Below are 6,470 nucleotides of genomic sequence, written 5' to 3' on the forward strand. Positions count from 1 at the left end.
TAGTGGAATGCGCCGAGCCAGCCATGACCTCCTTTACCGAATCTGTCGTCGAAGAAGCCACCCTCGAATGGTTCGGGGATCTTGGATATTTGGTCATAACGGGGCCGAAGCTCGCGCCAGGCGAGCGGGAAGCAGAACGTGCTTCCTTCGCCGACGTCGTCCTGCTCGAACGCCTTCGCTCGGCAATTCAGCGACTGAATCCCCGCATTCCCGAGGAGGCTCGCGAAGACGCGCTCCGTAAGGTGCTTCGAATCGCGACGCCATCGCTGACACAGACAAACCGTACCTTCCACCGTTTCCTGCGCGAAGGGGTGCCGGTGGAGTACTCGCGTGCCGACGGGAGCATTGCGGGCGACCACGCTCGGCTCATTGACTTTGACTGCGTCACAGCCAACGACTGGCTGGCAGTCAATCAATTCACGGTCATCGAAGGCCAGCACAATCGGCGGCCCGACATCGTCGTGTTCGTCAATGGGATGCCCGTGGGATTGGTCGAACTCAAGAACGCGGCCGATGAGGACGCGGACATCTGGGGCGCTTACACGCAACTGCAGACATACAAGGCAGAGATTCCGTCGGTCCTCCAGTACAACGCGGCACTCGTGGTTTCCGACGGTGTGCAGGCGCGCATAGGTTCGATCACTGCAAACCAGGAATGGTTCAAGGTATGGCGGACGATAGAAGGTGAGCGCGATGCACCGAAGGGATCGCTCGAACTAGAGGTGCTGATCCGTGGCGTGTTTGATCGTCATCGCTTCCTGGACCTACTACAGCATTTCATCGCGTTCGATGAAGACCCAGACACCGGGAGCGTTCACAAGATCCTGGCCGGCTACCACCAATTCCACGCTGTCAATGCAGCAGTCGCCGAGACGGTGCGTGCCAGCGGAACGGGTGAGATGTTCGTGCGAGATGGCGACGGCGTGTTCTGGTCTGGCGAAATGCACGGCGGAAGGCCCGGTGATCGTCGCGCTGGTGTCGTCTGGCATACGCAGGGCAGCGGAAAGAGCTTCTCAATGTTGTTTTACGCGGCACGGGTTGTTCGGCATCCGGCCATGCAGAACCCGACACTGGTGGTGCTGACGGATCGCAACGATCTCGACGATCAGTTGTTCGGGCAGTTTCAGCGATGCCACGAGATTCTCGGTCAGATGCCAGTGCAGGCGGAGAATCGCGAAGCCTTGCGCACGCTCCTTTCCGTCGCGAGTGGCGGCGTGGTGTTTACGACGATTCAAAAGTTCTTGCCGGGGAAAGGCGAGAAGATGCCTTCCTTGAGCGATCGTCGGAACATCGTCGTGATTGCCGACGAAGCGCACCGCAGCCAATATGACCTCATTGACGGGCTCGCGCGGCACATGCGTGACGCGCTGCCGAATGCGTCGTTCATCGGGTTTACCGGCACACCAATTGAGAAGACGGACGCGAACACTCGTGCGGTGTTCGGCGACTACATCAGCATTTATGACATCCAACGTGCCGTCGCCGATCGTGCAACAGTCCCGATCTACTACGAGAGTCGAATCGCTAAGCTGGGCCTGAATGCGAGTGAGTTGCCGAAAATCGATGACGAGTTCGAAGAGATCACGGAAGGCGAAGAGGAATCTCGCCGAGAGAAAATTAAGACTAAATGGGCGGCGCTGGAAGCTCTTGTCGGCCACCCGAAGCGCATCAAGCTGATCGCTGCGGATCTCGTCCAGCATTTCGAGAAGCGTCTGGATGCGATGAATGGCAAGGCAATGATCGTGTGCATGAGCCGCCGGATCTGCGTAGACATGTACAACGCAATTATTGCGCTGCGGCCCGAATGGGCGAGTAGCGTTGGGGATGATGTCGAGGCCGAGGAGCGGAAGGGTTGCGTGGCCAAGATCATCATGACTGGCAGCGCTGAGGACGGACCGGAGTGGCAGCTGCACATCCGTAACAAACAGAAGCGCCGTGACCTCGCGAACCGGTTCAAGGACGTCAAGGATCCATTCCGGATCGTCATAGTGCGGGACATGTGGCTCACGGGGTTCGATGCGCCGTGTCTGCACACGATGTATGCCGACAAGCCGATGCAAGGTCACGGGCTCATGCAGGCAATCGCCCGTGTTAACCGCGTGTTTCGTGACAAGCCGGGCGGTCTGGTGGTGGACTACCTTGGGCTCGCGGACCAGCTCAAGCGAGCGCTCGCGACGTACACGGAAAGCGGCGGCAAAGGCGATCCGACTTACGATCCGAAACAGGCAATCGCCGTCATGCTCGAGAAGCACGGTGTCGCCTGCGACATGCTGCATGGGCTGGACTGGTCCAAATGGGTGACCGGCAAGCCCGCCGAACGATTGGCGCTGATTCCCGCTGGGCAGGAACTCGTTCTGGAACAGGACGACGGCAAAGCCCGCTTCATTCAGATCGTCGCGGATCTGTCGAAAGCGTTTGCGCTCTGTGCCGCGAGCGACGAGGCGACGGAGATACGAGACGATGTGAGCTTCTTCCAGGCCATCCAGTCAGCGCTTGGCAAGCACAGAGGAGCAAGTCGCAAGACGCCAGAACAAATCGATGCCGCAGTTCGTCAACTCGTTTCGAAAGCGATCACGACCGAAGGTGACGTGATCGACGTGTTCACGTCAGCGGGCTTGTCGAAGCCCGATATCAGCATCCTCTCGGACCAGTTCCTGGCAGAGGTGCGTGGCCTCAAGCACAAGAATGTCGCTGCGGAATTGCTCGAGAAACTGCTTAAGGATGAAATCAAGCAGCGCGCGAAACGCAATCTCGTTCAAAGCCAACTGTTCAGTGAGAAGCTAACAAAGACGCTGAACGCATATCACAACCGCGCGATCGCCACGCAGGAAGTCATCGACGAACTCATCAAGCTCGCGAAAGAACTCGATGCGGCAACGAAGCGCGGCGAAAACCTCGGCCTGACCGAAGACGAAGTCGCCTTCTACGACGCGCTCGCCGCTAACGAAAGCGCCATCCAAGCAATGGGCGACGAGAAGCTTCGAGTCATTGCCGCTGAACTGATCAGCCAGGTACGCAAGAGCGTCACGATTGACTGGACGCTGCGCGAAAGCGCCCGCGCCAAGATCCGCGTCATGGTGAAGCGAATCCTCAACAAATACGGCTACCCGCCGGATCTGCAGGAGGAGGCGGTGAAGACGGTGCTGCGTCAGGCGGAGTTGTTGTGTGCGGATTGGGTGTGATTCCGGCTGCGCTTTTCGGATGCCACGAGTCCGCCGTGAAGTCAAAGACCAAGCCGTATCGCGAGTGGCGTCCGGTGGTCGATTTTGTCTATATGTGCCCGTCGCGGCGACGCAGGATGAGAAGATATTCACCGTCATCCGAGATCGTGGTCGATGGTTTCAGATAGTGATGGGGAAAGGAACGAAGCGAATGAGTCCGCCACGCATCGGCGCTGAGCTGTTATCCCATTGTCAAAAACTGTGCGTAACGAGCTAGCTATGAAGCTACGCGTCTGAGCAATTCGCTCGTGAGTTCCCTGTCTCGGAGGAGAAGGTGGGGACATTGGTCGAAGATATGACAGATGTGGCCAGCCCTTGATTGGCCATTTGCATGGCGCTCTTCCAGATGAATCCAACGAATTCGACGCTAAAAGCTCTGTTTTCGCTCTCCTCGAACAAGTGCGCCTTTCCCGGCTGCAAGGCGCAACTCGTGAAGAGAAATGTTGTGCTGGCCGATGTATGCCACATCCGCGGCGAGAAACCAGGGTCGCCTCGATATGATGAGACGCAAAATACTGACCAGCGACGAGCTGCTGAGAATCTGATTTTGCTCTGTCCTACTCATCATCGAGAGATCGACACGGATGTTGAACGCTACTCGGTCGAGACTTTGAGGGCGATGAAGACCGATCACGAGAAGAATGCCACGTCCGTTCCTGCCGAAGAGGCACACATGTGGCAGCAGTCGTTCACGAACCAAGAGATTGTTTCGGTCGGTCAGGTCGGCGGATTCTCGGCTGGCACGATGAACATCGTAATCGCTGGTGAGAAGGATCCAAGTCATGGGTCAGGGTCGGTAATCGCAGAAAGATTCGTTCAGCTGTTCGAAATGCACGGGATTCATCGGAACCAAATACCTCGGGTCTTGGGGCATGGGTTAAAGCTCGCGGACATGCGTAATAATGATGCACTGCTAGATGCACTGGACACGGACCTCCTCGAGACCGCTTCCGACTTCTTTTGCATCAACCACGGTTGGTTGGAAGGGGCGGTCGATGAGATCTATCCGCTTCATGATTTCTACAAAGAGCACGATCGCTTTGAGCATTTTGTCCGCGAGCTTGCGAGTCGCGCCAACGGTTGCACCGGTGTCGTTCTGTTGGCGCAGACAACCGAACACGAGGAGGATGCTCTGATTGTTATCCAAGAGCCGATAGGGGAACTGAACGCAAAGCAGATCTACCGATACCATCTCTGCAACAACTGGTTAGCAAGCTACTGGAAGGCTCGAGGCTACCTGGCAGCATGTGTTGCGGCAGCATGGAGAGCACATGTTTACCTCTTGGGGCGACGGGTTCCCATCGATCGAGTACGCGAACTGCGAGAAGGTAAGAAATTTCTGGAATACGGCCTCGATAGCGCACTTCCGACTGATGGTCTGCACTGGCATCCCGAAGACATGTTGGTCAAGCCCGACGCATTCTTGGACGGTGTCGATGAAGGAGTGCGGGGTAAGCGACTTGGGCTTCAGATGTGGCTTGACCTCGAACGAACAGGAGCTCTAATGACTGATTTGCCGTACTTGCGAGTGCGTCAACTCTTCGAGCGTGCGCTCGCAAGCCTAGACGGGGAAGAGGATGAAAACGAGGGCGACTAGTTGCAAGAAATCGAAAAGGAAACGTCGATGAAGCCGGCTTATTCGTAATGGTGCTGAGTCGCTTGCGGTTGTGAGCCGACTAGCGCTCTCTATCTGACAGAGTGCACCTGACAACATGGCGCTCGTTTCGAACTAAGTTCTCTCGATCATCGATCGACTTCTGCCAGCGCTAGGTTCAGTTCTTAGTCACCACTGGGATCAACCCTTCGCCGTGGGGCAGTTCGGACCGAGCGCATGAATCGAGATTTTTAGGAAGATGAAGCGCTAAATGCATGGCCACAACAAGGGCCTCTTCTCACCCATCACTAGTGGAGTAAGAGAGAAGAACGGTGAGCTTGCCGCTGCTGATGCAGATTATCACGGCGTGCTCGCCGTCAAGCAAAGCCTGGCGGGCTTTCGCCGCATAAACGGCTGCCTCCCCGCGAGGACGCGGGTCGTCGAGTAGGCGCGGGCCATTGCTGGCCCGCGCCCCTCTGAGAACCGGACATGCAGGTTAGCCCGGCATCCGGCTCAAGCATGGTGAAAGCCCCCTTGTTAAGGAGCCGGCACGCGGTTGTCGCCACCAGAAGCTTTTCCAGCGGCGATACGGAAGGAACGTTGACAGGTAGAGTGCAGCATCTTCAGATTAGTGACAGTGCGGCCGCCACCAGCCTTGAAGGGGACGATAGGCCGTATCACCCATCGATCGTCTTCGACGATGAGCTGGCCGCATCCCGGGCATTTGCCTTGTTGCTGCCGCCAAAGATTATCTGGGAAGCCACGTCCTTGTAGTCGCTCCAACATCCGCATGCCTTGACGATGCGCGAAATAGGAGTCCCAGGCCGGATCGCATGGGTTAGCGTCCGCTTTAACTTCGCGATATCGGACGATCCGAGTGCTCGACGCAGAATACAGCGACAGCGTTCTCGGTGTGCCGTCATACCCTCGGGGTTGAGTTGCAAACACCCAATGCCGGTGACCCTGGGTCCGGAAGTATCGCTGCCGGACCCATCGACATGATTTGCGGGGATGCTTGCGTCGTGCCCAACGCCACAGTGCTCGCCAGATGTGGTAGTCCACCTTCACATACGTCTTTTTGGAGACGATATGTCGGTGATAGTTCGCCCAACCCCGGATCTTGGGATTGAGCAGATGGATCAGAGTTTCCTGCTTCACCGCGCGATTCACTCTGATGATCTCTCGGACGCTTTCCAAGAACGTTTTCACGTTCTTGGCCGACGGCTTGGTGAGAAGCTTACCGTCGTACTTGCGTACATTCTGCCCGAGAAAATCGAAGCCCTCTGAGATATGCGTGATCCGGGTCTTCTCCTTGGATAGTTCCAACCCCCGCTCGGCGAGGAAGTCCTCGACACACGGTTTGACTTCATTCTCTAACAGCTCTTTCGAGCTGCCGGTGATGATGAAGTCGTCGGCATATCTCACGAGTCGCACACGGTTTCGTTCGAGTGCAGATCGAGGCCGACCGAATCGTTCGGTCAGCACCGCATCCAACCCGTCCAGTGCGATATTCGCGATCGTGGGCGAGGCCACGCCTCCTTGTGGGGTACCTGCCTCCGTCGGGAAGAGCTTCCCAGACTGTCAACGCCGATTGAATTTTGACCCACCCCAGCTCAGAAACGCCGAAGTAAATTTGACCCACCCGGGCACCTATT

Annotated in this window: 3 protein-coding genes and 1 pseudogene; 2 read left to right on the top strand and 2 right to left on the bottom strand. The window is 57.0% G+C overall.

The window, feature by feature from the left end:
* Positions 1–23: 23 nt before the first annotated feature.
* The gene (locus tag GYH35_RS27875; RefSeq protein ID WP_161830123.1) at positions 24–3,182 is read left to right on the top strand and encodes a type I restriction endonuclease subunit R; all 3,159 of its coding nucleotides are present in this window, start codon (positions 24–26) and stop codon (positions 3,180–3,182) included.
* Positions 3,183–3,552: 370 nt separating this feature from the next.
* Positions 3,553–4,818: an HNH endonuclease signature motif containing protein gene (locus GYH35_RS27880; RefSeq protein ID WP_161830124.1), complete on the top strand. Its 1,266-nt coding sequence runs from the start codon at positions 3,553–3,555 to the stop codon at positions 4,816–4,818.
* Between the two features lie 534 nt (positions 4,819–5,352).
* Here GYH35_RS27880 and GYH35_RS27885 read toward each other — a convergent pair.
* On the bottom strand, positions 5,353–6,024 hold the full coding sequence (locus GYH35_RS27885; protein WP_268894965.1) for a group II intron maturase-specific domain-containing protein: 672 nt from the start codon (positions 6,022–6,024) through the stop codon (positions 5,353–5,355).
* A 57-nt stretch (positions 6,025–6,081) separates the two neighbouring features.
* Positions 6,082–6,372, bottom strand: a pseudogene (locus GYH35_RS35195) (reverse transcriptase/maturase family protein); the annotation flags it as partial.
* Between the last annotated feature and the right edge of the window lie 98 nt (positions 6,373–6,470).

This window comes from Steroidobacter agaridevorans, from assembly GCF_009932555.1.
GTDB classification, from domain to species: domain Bacteria; phylum Pseudomonadota; class Gammaproteobacteria; order Steroidobacterales; family Steroidobacteraceae; genus Steroidobacter; species Steroidobacter agaridevorans.